At 62.5% G+C, this 18172-nt stretch carries 12 protein-coding genes, 1 tRNA gene and 2 rRNA genes (1 of these 15 cut by a window edge); 5 read left to right on the top strand and 10 right to left on the bottom strand.

Annotated features, from left to right (window positions below; genetic code table 11):
* Positions 1-18: 18 nt before the first annotated feature.
* From AR323_RS12165 to AR323_RS12175, 3 genes are all read left to right on the top strand, one after another.
* On the top strand, positions 19-3066 hold the full coding sequence (locus AR323_RS12165; RefSeq protein WP_057884259.1) for a TonB-dependent receptor domain-containing protein: 3048 nt from the start codon (positions 19-21) through the stop codon (positions 3064-3066).
* Between the two features lie 283 nt (positions 3067-3349).
* Positions 3350-4285, top strand: a complete 936-nt coding sequence (locus tag AR323_RS12170) for a M14 family metallopeptidase (protein WP_161808758.1) — start codon at positions 3350-3352, stop codon at positions 4283-4285.
* Between the two features lie 254 nt (positions 4286-4539).
* Positions 4540-5331, top strand: a complete 792-nt coding sequence (locus tag AR323_RS12175; RefSeq protein ID WP_057884261.1) for an alpha/beta fold hydrolase — start codon at positions 4540-4542, stop codon at positions 5329-5331.
* A 159-nt stretch (positions 5332-5490) separates the two neighbouring features.
* Here the strand turns inward: AR323_RS12175 and AR323_RS12180 are convergent, their stop codons facing one another.
* The 7 genes from AR323_RS12180 to AR323_RS12210 all read right to left on the bottom strand — a co-directional run bounded on the left by AR323_RS12180 (position 5491) and on the right by AR323_RS12210 (position 14286).
* On the bottom strand, positions 5491-6186 hold the full coding sequence (locus AR323_RS12180) for a FadR/GntR family transcriptional regulator (protein WP_235510607.1): 696 nt from the start codon (positions 6184-6186) through the stop codon (positions 5491-5493).
* Between the two features lie 11 nt (positions 6187-6197).
* Positions 6198-6953 (bottom strand): helix-turn-helix transcriptional regulator, encoded by a 756-nt coding sequence (locus tag AR323_RS12185; RefSeq protein WP_235510609.1) that lies wholly within the window; start codon positions 6951-6953, stop codon positions 6198-6200.
* 51 nt (positions 6954-7004) lie between these two features.
* On the bottom strand, positions 7005-8318 hold the full coding sequence (locus tag AR323_RS12190) for an MFS transporter (protein ID WP_235510611.1): 1314 nt from the start codon (positions 8316-8318) through the stop codon (positions 7005-7007).
* Complete coding sequence (locus tag AR323_RS12195; RefSeq protein WP_057884263.1) at positions 8315-9718, bottom strand: FAD-binding oxidoreductase; 1404 nt, start codon at positions 9716-9718, stop codon at positions 8315-8317. Before AR323_RS12195 ends, AR323_RS12190 begins: the two co-directional genes overlap by 4 nt.
* A 4-nt stretch (positions 9719-9722) precedes the next feature.
* Complete coding sequence (locus AR323_RS12200; RefSeq protein WP_057884264.1) at positions 9723-11903, bottom strand: TonB-dependent receptor; 2181 nt, start codon at positions 11901-11903, stop codon at positions 9723-9725.
* Positions 11904-12017: 114 nt separating this feature from the next.
* Entirely contained in the window at positions 12018-12791 is a 774-nt protein-coding gene (locus tag AR323_RS12205) for an SDR family NAD(P)-dependent oxidoreductase (protein WP_057884265.1), read from the bottom strand.
* A gap of 10 nt (positions 12792-12801) precedes the next feature.
* On the bottom strand, positions 12802-14286 hold the full coding sequence (locus AR323_RS12210) for a carboxylesterase/lipase family protein (RefSeq protein WP_057884266.1): 1485 nt from the start codon (positions 14284-14286) through the stop codon (positions 12802-12804).
* Between the two features lie 214 nt (positions 14287-14500).
* Between AR323_RS12210 and AR323_RS12215 the strand changes: the two genes are divergently transcribed.
* Together AR323_RS12215 and AR323_RS12220 are read left to right on the top strand one after the other, a co-directional pair.
* On the top strand, positions 14501-15658 hold the full coding sequence (locus AR323_RS12215) for an alpha-hydroxy acid oxidase (RefSeq protein WP_057884325.1): 1158 nt from the start codon (positions 14501-14503) through the stop codon (positions 15656-15658).
* A gap of 118 nt (positions 15659-15776) precedes the next feature.
* Positions 15777-16664, top strand: a complete 888-nt coding sequence (locus tag AR323_RS12220; RefSeq protein WP_235510613.1) for an ROK family protein — start codon at positions 15777-15779, stop codon at positions 16662-16664.
* Positions 16665-16908: 244 nt separating this feature from the next.
* Here AR323_RS12220 and AR323_RS12225 read toward each other — a convergent pair.
* From AR323_RS12225 to AR323_RS12235, 3 genes are all read right to left on the bottom strand, one after another.
* A tRNA-Met gene (locus AR323_RS12225) sits at positions 16909-16985 on the bottom strand.
* A 113-nt stretch (positions 16986-17098) separates the two neighbouring features.
* Positions 17099-17213 (bottom strand): 5S ribosomal RNA (gene rrf, locus AR323_RS12230).
* Between the two features lie 118 nt (positions 17214-17331).
* A 23S ribosomal RNA gene (locus tag AR323_RS12235) occupies positions 17332-18172 on the bottom strand (it continues 1951 nt past the right edge of the window).

Here is an 18172-nt window from a genome sequence, read left to right on the forward strand (position 1 = left end):
ATAAAACGGGAGGATTCTATGCGCACCAACACCATCACGCGGCTCGCCCTGCTGGGCGGAGCCAGCCTGATCGCGTTTGCCGGACAGGCTCACGCCCAGGATGCGGCAACCGCGACCGATCCCCAGCCCGCACCGAGCGAGCCGGAGATCGTCGTCACCGGCACCCAGATCCAGGGTGCCCAGATCAATGACGTCCTGCCGGTTACGGTCGTCGACGAACAGGCGATCGAAAACAGCGGTGCCTCTTCGGGCGACGAAATGTTCCGCTCCATCCCGCAGGCGGGCACGGTCGCCTTCAACGAGCAGAACGCGACGACGCAGAACAACGTGCGCGGCGATGTCGGTTCGATCAACCTGCGTGACCTTGGCACCGGCAACACTTTGCTGCTGATCAACGGCCGCCGGATGAACTTGCACCCCGGCTTCCAGACCGAGCTTCTGGTGCCGGTCGTATCTCCCGACACCAACGAAATCGCGCCCGGCAGCGTGCGTCGGATCGAGGTCCTGCGCGATGGCGCATCCGCTCTCTACGGCGCAGATGCCGTGGCGGGGGTCGTCAACACCCACCTCAAGGGCAACATGAAGGGTGGCTTCGTCGAAGGCGACATCCGCATGTCCGACGGGACGAGCCTGTACAATTATGCGCTGACGGGAGGCTATGGCTTCGACTTCGGCGGCGGCCGCGGCAACGTAACCCTTTATGGCAGCTACTTCCACGAAAATGGCCTTCCGGTCACCGGGCGGGATTATGCGCGCGACGACAACCGCCTGCCGCTGGTAGAAGGGACCGACTTCGAAGGCGACGCCTCGTTCAACAACCGGAACACCTTCGGGCCGTTCGGCCAGTTCGATATCCAGGCGCCGTCCAACCGCACGCCGATTGCCGACGACGACTTCTACCTTCAGCCCAGCACGTTTACCGGCTGCCGTCTCCAGTTCGGCGGGGGCATCTGCGCCCGCAACGGCGAAACGCCGGTCGCTGCGGTTCGCTACAACACGATTTTCGGCAACAGCCTGATCAGCAAAAAGGATCGCTACAACGCGATGGCGCTGATAAGTTACGAGCTGACCAACGATATCGAGGCCTACTTCGAGGGCAGCTATTACCGGTCGGACAGCGTGCGCAACTTCGACGCGTCGGCGATCCTCAGTGCGGTGCCGGTCGGCATCTCGCGCAATGCCTATTACAACCCGTTTGGCCCGACCACGCGCAACGGCCAGCCCAATCCGCAGCGCTTGCCGGGCACCACGATTGCGGCCGACGGCGCCGACCTGATCATGGAACGGTACCGCTTCGTCGATGTTGGTAACCGCATCATCGATGTCGAGAAGGAAAGCTACCGGCTCGTGGCCGGATTGCGCGGCAACTTTGGCGATTGGGACTTCGACACCGGCTTCGTCTATTCCGAAGCGGACACGATTGACCTTGAGCGTAACCGCGTCTCGCTCACGGCCATGCAGCGCCAGATCAATCTGACTATGCCCGACGCATACAATCCGTTCAACGGCGGCTGCCTCGACGATCCGGGCTTGGGCGATTGCACACCCAATCCGCTCGCGTCGATCGAACCGTTCAGGATCGACGTGTTCCGCAAGGGCGGTACCAGCCTTGCTCTCGCCGACTTCAAGCTCAGCCGCGACGACCTGTTCACCCTTCCGGGCGGGAACGTCGGCGTGGCCACCGGCATCGAATGGCGGCGCGAGACATTCTACGACGACCGCGATCCGCGTCTCGATGGCACCATCACGTTTACCGACAGCGTGACGGGCGTGTTCAACAGCAGTGACGTTGCCGGCACCAGCGGATCGCCTGATACCAACGGCGTCCGCAACGTCTACTCCGCCTTCACCGAACTGTTCGTTCCCCTGGTCAGTCCGGACATGAACATTCCGCTGGTCGAGGCGTTCAACCTCCAGCTAGCCGGCCGCATCGAGCGCTTCGCCGACATCAAGGCGACCGCGAAGGTTCCGCGCATCGCCGCGTCATGGACGACGATCCCCGGCGTCACCTTCCGCGGCGCGTGGTCGCAGGGCTTCCGCGCACCGAATCTGGTGCAGGTGAACGACGAAGGCACCACGCGGTCCAACACGCGCGACGACTTCGTGGTCTGCCAGGCACAGGTCCAGAAGGGTATCCTGGCCAGCCTTGCCGCCTGCCCAGGCGCAGGAGTCATTAGCTTCCGTTCCGGCGCGCGCGACCTGCGGCCGGAGGACAGCGAGAGCATAAATCTCGGCATCGTGCTCGAGCCAGGATTCTTGCCCGGCCTGACACTCACCGCCGATTACTGGAGGGTGAAGCAGACCGGTCTCGTCGGTACCTTCGGCGATGACAACGCTATCGCGCTCGACCTGCTGCGCCGTCTTGCGGGGAGCACCAATCCCAACGTCATCCGCCAAGCGCCGACCGCGGACGACATTGCCTTGTTCGCCGGCACCGGGCTGGCTCCGGCTGGGCGGATCGAGCGCGTGATCGACCCCTACGTTAATCTCGACAGCCGCGTGTCGAAGGGATGGGATTTTGGCCTGGTCTATCGCTTGCCCGATTTCGGAGCAGGCGATTTCCGTATTCGCCTGAATGCCGCGCGGCTGAACAGCTTCGTCCAGAGCGCGGGTGTAGACGGACAGGAAATCGTCGATGCGATCGCCGCCGGTACTCTGCCGCTCGATGTCACGGTAGGTGGCCTTGGCGAACTGCTCGAAGTCGACGGACGGCCGAAGTGGCGCGCGAGCGGTTCGATCAACTGGGAGCAAGGCCCAGTCGAAGTGGGCCTGTTCGGCAGCTACGTCGGGAAGTTCTACGACAGCAGCGTTGTTCGCGACGATCTGATCGTATCGGACGATCCCAACGCCAACTTCTTCCCGGTGGACGACATCTTCACGATGAATGTGTCAGTCGCCTACACGATCAACAATGATACGCCACTCGACGGCACACGACTGCGGTTCGCGATCAACAACCTGTTCGATACTGACCCGCCGCTGGCCGACGAGACATATGGCTATTACAGCGATCTCCACAGCCCGCGAGGGCGGCAGTTCGCCATCGAACTCAGGAAGAAGTTCTAACGTTGTGAAATCTCACCGGGTCCGGTTGTCGTTTGGAAGTGCGCTCTTTTTCCTTGGGGGGTGCGCCCAGTTGCCTCCCCTCGACGCCGGTACCGGTGCGACGTTGCCTGGCTGCTCGACAGAGGCTGTGGAGATCAGGTTCGATTTTGAGGGGGCACCGCCCTCGCGCTGTATCATCGAGGGCGAGCGGGAGTTTTCCGTCCTGATTTCGCCCGAGCACGCCCCGCCAATCAACCCCAGCCCCTGGTACGCGTTCCGGTACGATGCCGAGGGACCCGAAAACGTGATCGTTCATCTTCGCTATCTCGGGGGCAAGCACCGTTATCGGCCCAAATGGCGAAGAGAAGCCTACGCGAAAGTACTGGACGCCGAAGTGCGCGACGAAGGCAGGACCGCAACCCTCGTCCTGCCTTCCGGTCAGGCCTTGGTAAGCGGGCAGGAATTGATCGGAGCGCCCGAATACGAAAGGCTGATCGCGCGACTGGATAATAGCGCCATGGTCAGCCGAGAGACGCTGGGACACTCGCACGAGGGGAGGCCAATCGAAGCGCTTCGGATCGGCCCCAAGAGCGCGACCAAGGTGGCTGTCCTCCTTGGTCGACAGCATCCGCCCGAAGTAAGCGGAGCGATCGCGATGGAACACTTTCTCGAAGCGCTGGTCTCGCTTGCCGACGCAGGACATTTCGACGTGCATGACCTGCAGGTCCTCGCCGTGCCTCTGCTCAACCCCGATGGCGTCGCGCGGGGACACTGGCGGGCCAACCTCGGTGGTGTAGACCTTAATCGTGACTGGGGAACTTTCGCCCAGCCCGAGACCCGCGCTGTCGCGCAATGGTTGGAGCGGATGGCAGGTCAGGTTCGCCCCGTCGCGATGGTCGATTTCCACTCCACCTCGCGCAATCTGTTCTATGTGCAGGGCGATGAGGCGAGCGAGGATCAGGAGCGCTTCCTGGCCCGCTGGCTCGGCGGCAAGGAGCAGCTTATCGCCGGATACCCATTTTCGATTGAGCGTCGCAACGCCAACCCGGGTGCCGGAACCGCGAAGAATTGGTTTCACGCAACCTATAGGGTCCCCGCCTATACATACGAGGTCGGCGACGAGACGGATCGTCCGGCAATCGCGCGGGCTGCTCGAGGTCTTGGGAAGGACTTTATTGGAACGCTGTCGCTTTGGGGTTCGCAGGAAAATCACGCGAACGACCGCGACCACGGCAAATAGAAGCTATCGCCACGACGCTCGTCGAACGCTGAGTTAGCGACTGCGTCGATCCTCGGTCGGACGGCGACAATTGGGGCGCAAAGCCGCCATCGGGCCTGCTCTGGGTAAATGGCATCTTTCGGGTCAAAGTGCTGACCTTCCAAACGGCCGGATTGGGTCGCAAAGTAGCCACCCAGGCTGATAATATTCTCAGCGACATGGCCAGCAATTCGGAAATTTGAGGGCACTTAGTCGTTGCGAGGCGTTGCCCTCACATGACCATGCACCATACGCGCTCAGGCTGCGGCAAACCCCTTCTGCTGATCCACGGTCTGGGGGGGAGCCACCGCTCTTGGAACACGATCTCACCCTCTCTTGCCGAGGCCAGGGAGGTGATTGCTCTCGACCTGCCTGGTCACGGTCAGACCCCTGCAGAAGCCGACAGTGGCACGTTTAACGGTCTGGCGCGCAGCCTCGACGATTGGCTGCGTGTCGAGAATCTCGCAGGGATCGATATGGTTGGCAGCTCGATGGGCGCTCGCCTCGTGCTCGAGATGGCACGGCGCGGTCGCGCCGGGGCGGTCGTCGCGCTCGATCCGGGCGGGTTCTGGCAAGGATGGGAACGCACGTTCTTCAGGACCACCATTACGGCGTCGATTGCAGTCGTGCGGGCGATGCAACCAGTGCTTCCTGCCATCACCAAGAATATCGCCGGCCGGACCGCGCTCATGCTTCAGCTTTCTGCAAAGCCTTGGGCGCTGAATCCTTCTTTGGTTGCGAACGAACTGCGGTCGTTCGCCGGTACGTCTACCTTCGACTCGCTGGTGAAGGATCTTGCTACCGGGCCAATGCAGGAGGGCCCTGCGGTCACCAACGCGCCGGTCGTCATCGGCTGGGGTCGCAAGGATCGATTATGTCTGCCGCAACAGGCAAATCGTGCGATAGCCGCCTTTCCAAAGGCGACGATGCACTGGTTCGAGCAAAGCGGGCATTTCCCGATGTGGGATCAGCCAAAAGAAACAATTCGTGTCATTCTCGACGCCACGGCTCAATTGGCACCAGCATGAAAGAGCAATCAGTCCCATTACAAAGCTTCCGATCTGCCTAGCTCAAGACAAAATCAGTTGTCCCTTGACTGCAATCTGATCCGTTCGAAGGCGCAGTAGAATGTCCAGATCGAGCGCGGTCTACGTCCGTTACCACCCTTGGATTTGGCAGTCGTGCATTCAGGCAGTGGTTTTATGGAACAGATCGCCAATCGAACGGGCGAAGTGGGATTCCATCGCGGCGCGCGCCAATTCGTCATCACGCTCAGCGATAGCGCGCGCGACCTCGTGGTGTAGTTCGACTGATTCCTGGCGCTCCTGATCGGTCGTCCTTCCGGCCCAGGCTTGCGGTATCGCGATGTGCATCATCTGCTCGAACGAACGCACGATCTGGAAGAATAGCTGGTTGCCACTGGCAAGGGCAATTGTCTGGTGAAACGCTGTGTCGGCCGCCGTTCGGGTGGTCTCGTCACGGCACACTTCGAGCGTATGCGCGGCGGCCATGATTGCCGCAGCCTGTGCTTCGGTGCGGTTACGGGCAGCCAGTTCTGCGGTGCGCAATTCAAGCGTGCGCCGTACGTCCCACACATCAGCCAGAGAGACCTGCGCGGTATTCACAGCGTGTCCAATCGACGCGGCCATTACCGACCCGTCAATCGCGCCAACACGAGCCCGTCGTCCGTTGCCGACATCGATCATCTTGAGAGCCGCCAGCGCGTGGAATGCTTCGCGCATAACGGGACGGCTGACCCCGAGTTGAAGGGCGAACTGACCCTCGCTGGGAATTTCGTCTCCCACCTTGAGCTGGTTGCTGCGGATGTGCTCGCATACCGCTTCTGTGGCGGTCTGGACGAGAGTCCCCTTGGGTTGTTCCACTGCGCTAGAGATCATGCAGCTGCTCCCGTCCGTCGCAATGCGGTGGGCGGAACGCCGAACCGGCGGTTGAATGCCCGCGTAAATGCGGCATTGTTTCTGTAGGAGCACCGGTAAGCGACCGATGCGACGGGCAGATCGGTCGCAAGCAACATCCGGCGTGCTTCGGCGAGACGTCGCTCGGCAAGAATTTCCGCGATGGTCGCCCCGTACAGATCGCGGAAGCCTCGCACGAGCTTGTCGCGATTGACGCCACCCACGCGGGCAAGTTCGGCAATGGTTAGTTTTTCGTGCCAGCGCTGGTCGACAACGCGCCGGACCGAAGCAATCCGCGCAACGTCGCGTTCGTTCATTGCGCGCTCTCCGATCGCAGGCACCAAGGCGCCATCGGCCAGCGCAGCGTGGATCTGGCATAGCAATTCGATGCTACGGGCCAAGCGGAGGGTCGATTGCGCCTCGCCCAGTGTTTCGCAATCGATGATGGCCATGGCGAGCCCCCGCAGCGAACTTGGCAGGTGCCAAATGCTGTCTGCGTCTGGACTGGTCGAAAACAACCGCCGACAGGCGGCGCGAGACACCACGAAAATTAGACCGCATTCCTCGAGTCGAGCCAGGCTGGGGTTGCTGCGGAATTCCAGAACCGGTTGCGCCTCTCCGGTGAGCCCGAAGAAGGCGAAAACCACCGTCTTGTCGCGCAGGTCGACCTGCGGCGGAGCACCCTCGCCGATCAGCGTGACCATTTCGTCCGAGACCTCGATCGCTGCCTTCATGTGCCTCTCCTCAGGCGCGGTAATAGCTCCTGTCATATAGGTAGGCAATAGCTATCTTACAGGTTGTGGAGCACGCCTCATGGCAAGAAGGAACGCACAAAGCGAAAGCGAGCTCACAATCACTCCAACGAAGGCAAGCGCCTCGGCCAGCATGCTTTCTCCGCCCATAAATGCGCTGACGCGGGTCACGATCCAGGGCGCAAGGCCGAAACCGACCAAGCCGGCTATCGCGATGAACGCCCCGATGCAGAGGCCGCGCAGCTCGTTGGGCAAGAGCACGGTCAAGGCAACCGAGACGACGAGCCCGGTCACCGCGCCGCACATCGAGAGCAGTCCGAGCATAACCGCGAAGCTGGTCACTCCCGGCATTAGCGGAAACAGCGCCGCCGGTACGCCCAGGCCAGCAGCTATCGTCGCGCCGATAAGTATACCGCCGCGGCGACCACTCCGTTGGCCCCAATCGGCCGAAAGCCCGCCGAGGATCGCGCCCGCAACCCCCGTGCCGAACATCAGCGCGCCGACCCATCCGGCGAACTCTTGAGGCCGAAGCCCGAAATCACGGGACAGCACCGGAGCTACCCATACGGTCGCTGCCACATCGACCATGACGACTGCAATCTGGCCTCCGAACAGGGGCAACAGGAAGGCCTTCCTTGCCCAGAGCTCCCCCGCAACAACTCTGAATGGAGCGCCTGCCTTGGACTCAACCTCGCCGCGCGCCGGTTCGCGCAAGAAGAGCAGGGGCAGTATCAGCACGGCGCTCATCAACCCGAGCAGGACATGAGTGCCCCTCCAGGGCGCGAAGCCGCTGAGCCAAGGAAAGGCGGCCGTGTCCGAAAGCAGGCCAAACAGCCAGCCTGTCAATGCGAACCCAAGCGCCACGCCGAAAGCCTTGCCCAAGTTCACGATCAGCATTGCCCGGCCTCGCTCGCCGGGAGCGCAGAAATCGGCGCACAGCGAAAGTGCAGCGGTCAGGCTTCCCGTGGAACCGATCCCGACGAGCATCCGCGCAGCGGTGAGCCAAGCCGCGCTCGGGGCGAATGCGGTAAGAAGCGTCCCGGCGGTCCACAACGCCGCTAGGCCGATCGTCAGGCGTACTCGGTTGCGACGGTCGACGAGGATACCGATGGGTATCGAAAACAGCACCATCGGCACGGCAGCCCCGAGTCCTTGAATGAGCGCCAGCGCGTCGTCGCTCAAGTCCAGCTCTGCCTTGGCGCCTTCCTGGATCGTGCCGAAGCTACCCAGCGCGGTGAAGGCCATCGTTGCGACCAGTGCCAGCAACAGTAACGGGATCAGCGTCATCGGCGAAGAGAGCCGCCCCGAACTCGCGGCGGCGATCGGCTCGGCGTGGGTCGCAGTCACAGCGCGAAGATCTTGCCGGGATTGAACAGGTTCTGGGGATCGAAGGCGCGCTTGATCATGCGCATCTGCTCCACCGCATCGCCGAGCTCGGCGACCAGCCACTGTTGCTTGCCGAGCCCGATGCCGTGTTCGCCGGTGCAAGTGCCGTCCATTGCTAGCGCCCTTTCGATGAGACGGGTGTTGAGCGCTTCGACTTCGGCAAGCTCTTCGGATGAATTGGGATCAAGCGAGAATACGACGTGGAAATTGCCATCGCCGACATGACCGAGGATCGTCGCGGGCATACTCGCGCCAGCGAGGTCGGCCTGCGTTTCGACGATGCACTCGGCCAGCCGGCTCATCGGCACGCAGACGTCAGTCGCCCAACCAACCGCACCCTCGCGCAGATTGACCGCTGCGTAATAGGCGTCATGGCGCGCGCGCCACAGCTTGTTGCGCTCCTCGGGAAGGTTCGACCAAGCGAACTCGCCGCCGCCGTTGGCCTCTGCCAGCGCCTTCACGGTTTCCACCTGCTCGGCGACGAATGCTTCGCTGCCGTGGAATTCGAAGAACAGCGTCGAGGCCTCGGGATAGTCGAGCTTGGACCAGCGGTTTACGGCGCGCATTTGCAGTGCGTCGAGAATTTCGACCCGGGCGAGCGGGATACCGCACTGGATCGACTGCACCACGGTATCGACGGCACCCTTGAGGCTCTCGAAGCTGCACACCGCAGAGGAAATCGCCTCGGGGATCGGGTGCAGGCGCAGCGTGATCTCGGTGATGATCCCCAGCGTGCCCTCCGACCCGACGTACAGCCTGGTAAGGTCGTAGCCTGCAGCCGACTTGCGGGCGCGGCGCGCGGTGCGGATCACCTTGCCCTGCGGCGTGACCACCTCAAGGCTGAGGACGGCGTCTTTCATCGTGCCGTAACGGACCGCGTTGGTGCCACTTGCGCGGGTAGACGCCATCCCGCCCAGCGTGGCGTTGGCTCCGGGATCGATCGGAAAGAACAGTCCCTGGTCGCGAAGGTGCTGGTTCAGTTCCTCGCGCCGCACGCCGGGCTGGATGACGCAGTCGAAATCCTCGGCGTTTACGGCGACGATCTTGTCCATCCGCGTCATATCGAGCGATACACCGCCCAGCACCGCAGCGGCGTTGCCCTCGATCGAGGTGCCTGCCCCGAACGGCACGATGGGCACGCCTGCCTCGGCGCAAATCGTCACGACGGCGGCGACATCGTCCCTGCTCTCCGCGAACACCACGGCGTCCGGCAGCATCGCTTCGTAGTGCGATTCGCTGGAGCCGTGCTGTTCGCGGATCGCCGCCCCCGTCTGGAGCTGGGTGCCAAAGCGGTCCGCCAGCCGGTCGAGAAACCCTGCAGGCAACGGATTTTTTTCCGGCAGGCGGCTGGGCGCAGACACGATCCTAGAACTTCAGCGAGGCGCGCACACCGTAGCGGCGACCGTCACCCTGGATGCCCAGATCGGAGGCTGGCAGCCCCGCGAGCTGCAGTGTTGTCTTCTCGATGTAGCTTTCCCAATAATCCTCGTTGAAGGCATTATTGACGAACGCGGCGATCTCGATCGGCCCGGTGCGGTAGGTCGCCGAAGCGCCTGCCAGCCAGTAGCTGTCGAGGAAGGTCGGCGTCGTCTGGTTGAGCGTCGCCGCGAGCCGTTTGCCCTTGCCCACCAAGTTTGCGCTGAGGACGAACTCGCCAGATCCCAGCGGAATGGTGTAGTCGGTGGCGATGTTTGCCATCCAGTCCGGCTGGAAGGTCAGCCGGTCGGACGACAACCGCCGTCCGGTTGTGGCGAAATAGGCATCGTCGTTGGTCAGGCGCGCATGCATCAGGGTCAGCCCGCCGCTGATCGACCACGCGGTCGCCGGCCTGACGAAGCCCTCGATCTCGAGACCGTAGCTCTCGACGTCGCCCGAGTTGAGGTCGACCGTGACCAGACCGCCGCCCGCCGCAGGAGCGATCGAGTTGAGGCCGATGTAATCCTTGTAATCGTTGTAGAACAGCGCGCCCGACAGGGCGGCGTTGTTGTCTGGCGCGGAGAACTTGGCGCCCACTTCGTAAGTCCAGGCCTTGTCGCCGCGGTAGGTGCGGGTCGGCGCGGTCGGGGCGTTGAAACCGCCTCCGCGATAACCCCGGGCGACCGAGGCGTACGTCATCACCGACGGCGACCACGTGCGCTTGACGGTCAACTTGGGCTGCCACTCGTTCGATTTGATCTGGGCCTGCGGGAGCGGTCCGCCAGCGGTGCCAAGCGGGCCGAGCGCGGTCACCACCGAGCCGTTGGCGACGCGGTTCTCCCGGTCGTAGCGCAGGCCGAGCGCCACTTCCCATTCGGGCGTCGGGGTCCAGAACACGGTCCCGAACGCAGCATACGTATCCGCACGAGTCTGGTTGGTCGTCGTGCGAACAATGTTGAACGGCAGACCCGAAAACGCCGGCAGCAGCGTGGTGACATCGAGCGCGCGCGTGCTTTCGCGGCTGTAGAACAGTCCGACGAGCGTTGAGAGCGAGGAGGAAAGCTCGCTGTCGAGGCGCAGCTCGGCGGTCTTGGTCCGCAGTTCGTCGCCGCCGACGGCGCGGGCGAAATCGCCCGGCCCGAAGTCGACGTCCTGGTCGATGTTCTCAGAGTTTCGCGCGTCGTAGGCACCGATCAGCGTGAACGTGCTGCCGATCGCGTCGATCGGCGCGGCCAGCTTGGCGTTGATCCCGCGGTACCGGTATTCGACGCGGTTGAGCGCATTCACGGTGAGCTCGCGCGAGTAATCCTGCGGCCCGGCAATCCTGGCGTAGGGAATGTTGACCGAGTCGATCCAGTCATAATACCCGTTCACCGTCAGCTCGACCGCGCCCGGGGTGAACCGGAGCGTGCCGTTGAGCGACTCGCTGTTGAACGGGCTGCCGTCTGCATCGAGCACGGTGTTGCGCGAAAAGCCGTCCTGCTCCTGGTGCGAGGCGGCAACACGGATCGCGAGAAGATCTTGCACGATGGGCGCCGCGATCGAACCGGCGACTATGAGCTGGTTGTCCGGACCGGCAAAGCTGGCGCTGGCGCGGCCTTCGAATTCGTTGCCAGGCTTGCGGCTGATCACGTTGATCGCGCCGCCCAGGGTGTTCTTGCCGTAGAGCGTGCCCTGCGGCCCGCGAAGCACTTCAATCCGCTCGACATCGAGCAGCGGGCTGTTGAGGTACCCGGTGTTGGGCCGGTAGATGCCGTCGACAAACAGACCGACGCCGGGCTGGACCGATTGGACCAGCGTCACGCCCACGCCGCGAATTGCGACGAATGCGCGTCCTGCCCCGTCGCTGTTGATGTTGAGGCCCGGCGCGAGCACCGCCGCCTCGCGCACCGAATTGAACCCACGTGCCGCCAGCGTGTCGCCTTCGATCGCACTTACCGCGATCGGCACGTCCTGCAATGTTTCCTCGCGCTTGCGGGCCGTGACGACAATCTCACCGCCGGCTTCATTGGTGGCAACAGTGCTGTCGGTGGTCTGGCCATCTTCCAGCGCTGTCTGCGCGAAAGCCGCACCGGGAAGCAAGGCGAGCGCCGCGGCGCCAGCCAGAAACCCATGACGAACTCGAATCATAACTGGTCCTCCCCCGGACTTGCGCGCCCGATGATGAAACCTGTAATACAGCTTGGTGACCTGTATGGAAGGTCGGTCGAGTATGCCGATCGTCAGGATTCTTGTGCCGATTACCTACCAGCAGGTATATCCGCCGTCGGCGAGCACGATGCTACCCGTCATCAGCGAAGCCATGTCTGACGCGAGAAAAAGCACGATAGAGGCGACCTCCTCGGGCTCGCCAAGACGGCCCTGGGGTGTGCCGTCGATCCAGCGGCGAAACATTTCGCCAGTCTGGTCGGCGAAAGCATTCAACGGCGTGGCGATATATGTCGGCGCGACCGCGTTCACCCTGACGCCCTGATCGGCCCACTCGGCGGCCAGGCTCTTGGTGAGCTGGTGAACCGCGGCCTTCGACGCGTTGTAATAGCTCTGCGGTTGCGGCCGGTTGACGATGAACCCGCTCATCGACCCGATATTGACGATGGTTCCGCCCCCAGCCGCCAGCATATGGCGGCCGAAAGCACGCGCACACCAGAACGTGCCATTGAGATTGACGTCGAGCACATTGAGCCAGTGCTCGTCGGCAACATCTTCGGCGGCAGTCTCGCTTCGCGCAATGCCGGCATTGTTCACGAGGATGTCTATGCGGCCCTCGCGTGCGACCATGAGATCCGCTGCCGCCTGGACCGCACCGGAGTCGGTCACATCGAGCAGACAGATGTCCGCCTCATGACCGCGTGCGGCAAGATAGGCCCGCGCATCATCGAGCGCGGCCTGGTTCCGATCGGCGATCGTGACCCGTGCGCCGGCTTCGGCCAGCGCCTCGGCACATGCCAGCCCTATCCCTTGCGCGCCGCCGGTCACGAAAGCCGAGCGAGCGTCGAGCCGCAGCTTCTCGAGGTACATCGGTCGTTGCCTAGGAAGGCAGGAAGTCGGCGGCGGGCATCCGCGGCTCGGTCGCCGTATTGCCACTCGCCAGCTGATGGACCAACCGATCGCCGTCCCGCATGGGCCAGGGAAGCGTACCGTCGCGTGCGAAACCGGCCCACAGCGCATGGACGCGGTCGGCCAGATCCTGAGGTGGGTCTTCTCCGATCAGCCCACGAGGGCCGGTCGCGGTATCCAGCGTACGGAACACGAACGGTAACTCTACACCGTGGCAGGCCCCCAGCTCGCCTGAGCATGCGGGTGAGCGCCAATCCATCTCGTACAGCCACGTGCGGCCCTGATGCGCGTCCGCGTATTGCCGCGCGGGCCAACGGAAAACCAGGTCGTGCATAGCGCGGGTCATGGCTTCGCCGGGCCGGACTCCCTTTCGTCCGAGCCCGTATGCCTTGAGGGCCGCACGCGCGCGCGGCTGTGAGCGGGAAAGAAACCACCAGGCGAGGAGGCCTGGGATCTTCCGGCGCACGCCCGTGGGCACGAAATAGAGATTCATCTCTTCTGCATTGGTGCCGATGAGAACTTCGATCTCGTTGCCGGCACCGTCTCGCAAGGCATCGAGCGGCTTCTTCGGAAGGACGTCGTCACCCCAAACAGGGACGAACCGGCTGATGCCGTAGACCGGTTCGAAACCGTCCGCGTCGCGAAGGTCCACAGCGGTCGGCTTGGCGACCTTTTCGAGCGCATCCATCGCCGCCCGGTTCGTCACTCCGTGGTATCCGTTCATATCGGGCGTGATCTTCAGAACCTTGGCGAGCTTGCGCACCAGCCGCTGAGCCACCGATACATCGCGGACCATCGAGCCATGGCCGCTCTGGATGATGGCCCGGCGGAAAAGGCCCTTGGCGAGCGGCGAAGTGACGAGATCGGCGATAGCCATCGCCCCGGCGCTTTCTCCGAACGCGGTCACATTATCGGGGTCACCTCCGAACGCGGCGATGTTGTCCTGCACCCATTGCAGGGCGAACAGCATGTCACGCAGGCCCAGGTTGGTCGGCGCGCCGGGAACGGGCAGAAAGCCGTCGATCCCCATGCGGTAATTGATCGCAACACAGACAACCCCGGATCGTGCGAAGGCCGTGCCATCGCTCACAGGCGCATCCTTGCTGCCCACGACAAAGCCGCCGCCGTGGATCCAGACCATTACCGGCGCATGGTTCGCACCTTCGGGAGCCCAGACGTTGAGCCGCAGGTAGTCCCCATCGCCGCCATCGCTGCCACTGCCGACCAATGGCACGGCATCGATCTGAGGAAGATCTCCGACGCGATGCGGGGCCGCAGGCCCGCGCTCCACGGCATCGAGCACACCGTCCCATTGAGCACGCGGCTGGGGCAAATAAAATCGCTTGGGCGGGTCCGCGTACGGGATGCCCAAAAAGGTGTGAACGCCGCCTGCGGATGAGCCCCGCAACTGGCCGGCCACGATCGAGACGACGGGTGTAAACGCGGTTTCAGCCATGGAAGATAGATGACAGAAGGAGGGTCGCAAGTCACAGCCGACAATGTGCCCAGCGTCAGCATTGATTTGCTGATCGAACGATGGGGTTCGCCGAAGTTGCTCTGCCGGGGAAACGCCCCCAACCGGGTATGCGAGGCCAGGGTCGTCCGTCGCATGTCGGGCGCAAGCCCGATCGACGCTCTCGAAGAGAGTCGGGCCGGTGGGGGAAACGAAGATGCAACTTCGACGAGCGCGCAATGTCGCCGACCTTCGCCTGATAGCCAGGCGAAGGCTGCCGCGGCCGATCTTCGATTATGTTGAGGGCGGTGCCGACGACGAGGTTTCATTGGGCCGGAACGTCAACGCATTCGCCCGATATGAACTCGTGCCCGACGTGCTGAATGACGTGTCGAGCATTCGTACGGACACCACAATTTTCGGACAGCCATCGCGCTGGCCCCTGATCCTATCGCCGACCGGGCTCACGCGCATGTTCCACGGCGATGCCGAACTCGCCGTAGCCCGAGCCGCTGCGCGGCACGGGCTGATCTACAGCCTGTCGACAATGGGGACGACGCGGATAGAGGAACTCGCGGAGGCCTCCGCGGGGCCCAAGGTCTTTCAGATCTATGTCTTCAAGGACCGCGGCCTAACCGCCGAGTTCATCGCACGCTGCAAGGAGGCGGGCTTCCATGGCCTCATCCTCACGGTTGATACGCCGGTCGCAGGCAATCGGGAGCGGGATCGTGCAAGCGGACTCAGCCTCCCGCCCAGGCTTACGCCTCGCTCGCTTCTGAATTTCGCCCTCCACCCATTCTGGTCAATCCCCGCGCTTACCGGGGCCAAGTTCGACCTGGCCAACGTCAGTCACAGGGTCGATGCCTTGGCGTCGGGGTCGATGAGCCTGTTCGACTACATCGCTGGACAGTTCGATCGGTCGGTCGGCTGGCGGGACGTCGAATGGCTTGCGCGCGAATTGAACGGTCCGCTTGCCATAAAAGGGATCATGACACCCGAGGATGCCAAGAGGTCCATGGATTCGGGCGCCACTGGGGTGATGGTCTCCAATCATGGCGGTCGCCAGCTGGATGGAGCGCCGGCCCCCGTCGATCAGATCGCAGCGGTGCGCGATGCCGTGGGCGATGGCTCGGACGTGATCTGCGATGGAGGTATCCGGCGCGGCTCGGACGTGGTGAAGGCGCTCGCCTTGGGAGCGACGGCTTGCTCGATCGGGCGTCCATATCTCTATGGCCTGGCGGCCGGTGGGGAGGCTGGGGTCGATCGCGTTCTGGCGCTGCTTGGGGAAGAGTTCGAGCGCAGTCTGGCATTGGCTGGCGTGAACGACATCGCCAGGCTGGCACGCCGTTTTGTTCGGAAGGCGCAAAGCGAATGAAGCGCACCAAACGAAGGCACGCCCCCATCCATCCTCGCCAATTGCGGCGATGGACAGGGCAGAAGCACACCTTTCCGGGCTCTCTCGACGCCGAACATGCATGCAAAGGAGGCGATCAGTGAAGTCTAACCTGGTGGGAGCAATCGAGGCGGGCGGAACCAAGTTCGTCTTGGCATTGGCGGACGAGCACGGCGCCATTCGCGCGAGGACACAGATTACGACCGAAAATCCGGATCGTACGTTTCGTGCGATGATCGATTTCTTCCGCGACAGCCAAAGCGCCCACGGCCCCATTACCGCCTTCGGCATTGGCTCCTTCGGCCCGATTGCGCTCGATCGCAGCGACCCATTGTGGGGCTCAATCACCTCTACGCCAAAGCAGGGCTGGACGGGCGCCTCCTTTCCCGACGCTCTTGCGGCCTTCGATAGACCGCTCGCGATCGAAACCGATGTCAACGCCGCGGCTTTAGGGGAATGGATCGCTGGCGCAGGCAGCGGTGCATCGAGCATTGCCTACACCACCATCGGCACCGGCATCGGCACCGGCATCCTTCACGACGGCAAGGTACTCTCCGGCATAAGCCATTTCGAAGCCGGACACGTGCGGACTCCACGACAGCAGGGCGACGATTTTCCTGGCGTGTGCCCGTTTCATGGCGACTGCCTCGAAGGACTCGTCTCCGGACCGGCGATCATGGCCCGGTCGGGTCGTCCTCTCGACGAGCTCGGACAGGTGGAGCGCGCGATGGTCGCCGCTTACGTTGCCGATTTCGCAACAACGCTTGTGCTGCTCCACATGCCCGAGCGCCTCATCTTTGGGGGCGGCGTGTGCAAGACGCCGGGGCTGCTCTCGGATGTTCGCAAGGCCACCACCGAACGTCTCGCAGGATACATTGCACTTCCAGCGCTGGAAGAAGGCCTCGAAGGTTACATTGTCGCGCCGCAATTAGGCGATGACGCCGGGATTCACGGAGCGATCGAGCTCGCTCGTCGGCTTATCCCATAAGCTAAGGCACTATATGGCCGGCGAAATTGAGAACCGGGAGACCCGTCGGTAAAACGGTTTTGTCCACCGAGCCTGTGAGTCGTTCCTAGGTGCAGTCCGCCGCATCAGCGCTGGGAAAGCGGTGGATATCCCGAAGGACGTATTCGATCGAAAAAAATGCTTCCTATGTGCTTACAGTTGCCAACACAAAAAAGCCCCGCTGTAAGCAGCGGGGCGAATTAGATGTGTAATTTCAATAAGATGGTGGTTGCGGGGGTTGGATTTGAACCAACGACCTTCAGGTTATGAGCCTGACGAGCTACCGGACTGCTCCACCCCGCGGCACCATTGGCTTCCGACGTACAGCCGGAAGACCAAAAAGCCGCCGCGCGGATTGAACCGGCAGCGGCTTTTGAAATCGTGAATGGGTTTTCCCTGCATCCGCCGGCTGTAATGCCTGGCGACGACCTACTCTTCCAACGCTTGAGCGGTAGTACCATCGGCGCAGTCCGGTTTCACGGCCGAGTTCGAGATGGGATCGGGTGGGTCACAGACGCTATGGTCACCAAGCAATAAAGCCGGCGGATGCGAGGGTTTTTAATCGGTGCACTGTTGTAAAATTAGATGAGCGTCTGGCTGGACGATCTTCCACAACAACAGGCAGGCCTGTCATTGATGGTGCAGATTCATCAAGCGCGAACAGAACTATTAGGACCGGTTAGCTCCATGCATTACTGCACTTCCACACCCGGCCTATCAACGTCGTGGTCTACGACGGTTCGATGATTGCTTATCTTGAGGGAGGCTTCCCGCTTAGATGCTTTCAGCGGTTATCCCGTCCATACATAGCTACCCTGCTGCACTCCTGGCGGAATGACAGGTACACCAGAGGTATGTTCACCCCGGTCCTCTCGTACTAGGGGCAACTCCTCTCAACAATCGACGCCCACGGCAGATAGGGACCAAACTGTCTCGCGACGTTCTGAACCCAGCTCACGTACCACTTTAATTGGCGAACAGCCAAACCCTTGGGACCTGCTCCAGCCCCAGGATGTGATGAGCCGACATCGAGGTGCCAAACGATTCCGTCGATATGAGCTCTTGGGAATCATCAGCCTGTTATCCCCGGCGTACCTTTTATCCGTTGAGCGATGGCCCTTCCACGAGGGACCACCGGATCACTATGACCGACTTTCGTCTCTGCTCGATTCGTCAATCTCGCAGTCAGGCAGGCTTATGCCATTGCACTCTTGCAGACGGTTTCCAACCGTCCTGAGCCTACCATCGCGCGCCTCCGTTACTCTTTAGGAGGCGACCGCCCCAGTCAAACTACCCGCCACAGAGGGTCCCTACACCGGCTAACGGTGCGAGGTTAGACATCAGAAAACAGCAGGGTGGTATTTCACCTATGGCTCCACGACAGCTGGCGCCGTCGCTTCAAAGCCTCCCACCTATGCTACACAACTCTTTCCTAATGCCACTCTGAAGCTGCAGTAAAGGTGCACGGGGTCTTTCCGTCTAACCGCGGG

It is taken from the genome of Tsuneonella troitsensis (genome assembly GCF_001441535.1).
Classification (GTDB): Bacteria; Pseudomonadota; Alphaproteobacteria; order Sphingomonadales; family Sphingomonadaceae; genus Tsuneonella; species Tsuneonella troitsensis.